Annotated in this window: 1 pseudogene; it reads left to right on the top strand. The window is 74.3% G+C overall.

Features of this window, described 5'->3' with window-relative positions:
• A pseudogene (locus ACFFNX_RS49595) lies at positions 1–2,340 on the top strand (type I polyketide synthase); the annotation flags it as partial.

Below are 2,340 nucleotides of genomic sequence, written 5' to 3'. Positions count from 1 at the left end.
CCCGGCCCCGGCGGACGGAGATCGCCGCGACCACCGGCGCGGACACGATCGACACCGCCGACCTGCTCGACGTCGTCCGGCGTACGGCGGCCGCCGTCCTCGGGCACGCCGGAGCCGACGCGGTCGAGCCGGTGCGCGCGCTCAAGGAGCTCGGTCTCGACTCCCTCACGGCGGTGGACCTGCGCAACCGGCTGGCCGAGGCCACCGGGCTCCGCCTCCCCGCGACCCTGGTCTTCGACCACCCCACCCCGGCCCGCCTCGCCGAGCACCTGCGGTCCGAACTGTCCGGCACCGCACCCCGGACCGCGGCACCGGCCCCCACGGCGGCGGGCGCCGGCGAGGACGCCATCGCCATCGTCGCCATGGCGTGCCGGTTCCCCGGCGACCTGAACTCGGCCGAGGACCTGTGGCGGTTCGTGACGTCCGGCGGCGACGCGATCACCGGCCTCCCGCAGGACCGCGGCTGGGATCTCGACGGCGTCTACGACCCCGATCCCGACGCGCCCGGCCGGACCTACGTCCGGGGCGGCGGGTTCCTGCGCGGCCTGGCCGACTTCGACGCCGGCTTCTTCGGCATCAACCCGCGCGAGGCGCTGGCCATGGACCCGCAGCAGCGGCTGTTGCTGGAGGTGTCGTGGGAGGCGCTGGAACGGGCGGGCGTCGACCCGACGTCCCTGCGAGGAACGCCCACCGGCGTCTTCGTCGGGACGCACGGTCAGGACTACGGGACGAACGGCGCCCGCGGCCGGGCGGACGAGGGCTATCTCGTCACCGGCAACGCGGCGAGCGTGCTGACCGGCAGGGTCTCCTACACCCTCGGGCTGGAGGGTCCGGCGGTGACGGTAGACACGGCGTGTTCGTCGTCGTTGGTGGCGTTGCATCTGGCGGCGCAGTCGTTGCGTTCGGGGGAGTCCTCGCTGGCGCTGGCGGGTGGCGTGTCGGTCATGTCCACGCTGGAGGGCGTGGTCGGCTTCAGCCGCCAGCGCGGCCTGGCCGCCGACGGCCGGTGCAAGGCCTTCGCCGAGACGGCCGACGGTTTCGGCATGTCGGAAGGCGTCGGGGTGCTGGTGCTGGAGCGTCTGCCGGACGCGCGCCGTAATGGTCATGAGGTGTTGGCGGTGGTGCGTGGTTCGGCGGTGAATCAGGACGGTGCCTCGAATGGGCTGACCGCGCCGAATGGTCCGTCGCAGGAGCGGGTGATCCGGCAGGCGTTGGCCAATGCGGGTCTGGCCGGGGCCGAGGTCGATGTCGTGGAGGGTCATGGGACGGGGACGCGGCTGGGCGACCCGATCGAGGCGCGGGCGCTGCTGGCGACCTACGGCCAGGGGCGCTCGGAGGACCGGCCGCTGTGGCTGGGCTCGGTCAAGTCGAACATCGGGCACGCCCAGGCGGCCGCCGGTGCCGCCGGTGTGATCAAGATGGTGCAGGCGTTGCGTCACGGTGTGCTGCCCGCGACGCTGCACGTGGACACGCCGACGCCGGAGGTGGACTGGTCGGCCGGTGGCGTCCGGCTGTTGAGGCGCGTGGCTGGCCGGAGGTGGATCGGCCGCGCCGGGCGGGGGTGTCCTCGTTCGGTGTGAGCGGCACCAACGCGCACGTGATCATCGAGCAGAGCCCGGACGCCGCACCGGAGAGCCTCGCCGGAGGCACGGAACCGGCCGTGACGGCGTGGCCGGTGTCGGCGCGTGGACCGGAGGCACTCCGGGCGCAGGCGGCCCGGCTGGCGTCGTTCGTCCGGGAGAACGAGGGGCCGACGGCCGCCGAGATCGGGCATGCGCTGGCCACCACCCGGGCCGCGCTGGACGAGCGCGCCGTCGTGGTCGCGGCGGGCCGGGAGGAGGCGGCGGTCGCGCTCGACGCCCTCGGCCAGGGCGATCCATCCCCGGCCGTGGTCACCGGAACGGCGAACGTCACGGGCAAGACGGTCTTCGTGTTCCCCGGTCAGGGGGCTCAATGGGCGGGGATGGGCCGTGCGCTGGCCGAGTCGTCCCCGGTCTTCGCCGACGCGTACGCCGAGGCCGTACGGGCGCTGGAACCCCATGTCGACTGGTCCCCGGCCGACGCCCTGGACCGGGTGGACGTCATTCAGCCCGCGTCCTTCGCCGTGATGGTGGCGCTGGCGCGGCTGTGGGAGTCGTTCGGCGTTCGTCCGGACGCGGTGGTGGGGCACTCGCAGGGGGAGATCGCCGCCGCCCATGTCGCAGGGGCGTTGTCGCTGGAGGACGCGGCGCGGGTGGTGGCGTTGCGGAGCCGGGCGATCGCGGGTGGGCTGGCGGGTCGTGGCGGGATGGTGTCCGTCGCGCTGCCCGTCGAAAAGGTCACGACGCGGCTGGTCGAGGG

It is taken from the genome of Actinoallomurus acaciae (assembly GCF_042429965.1).
Taxonomy (GTDB): domain Bacteria; phylum Actinomycetota; class Actinomycetes; order Streptosporangiales; family Streptosporangiaceae; genus Actinoallomurus; species Actinoallomurus acaciae.
This window is presented reverse-complemented; position numbering and strand designations above follow the sequence as displayed.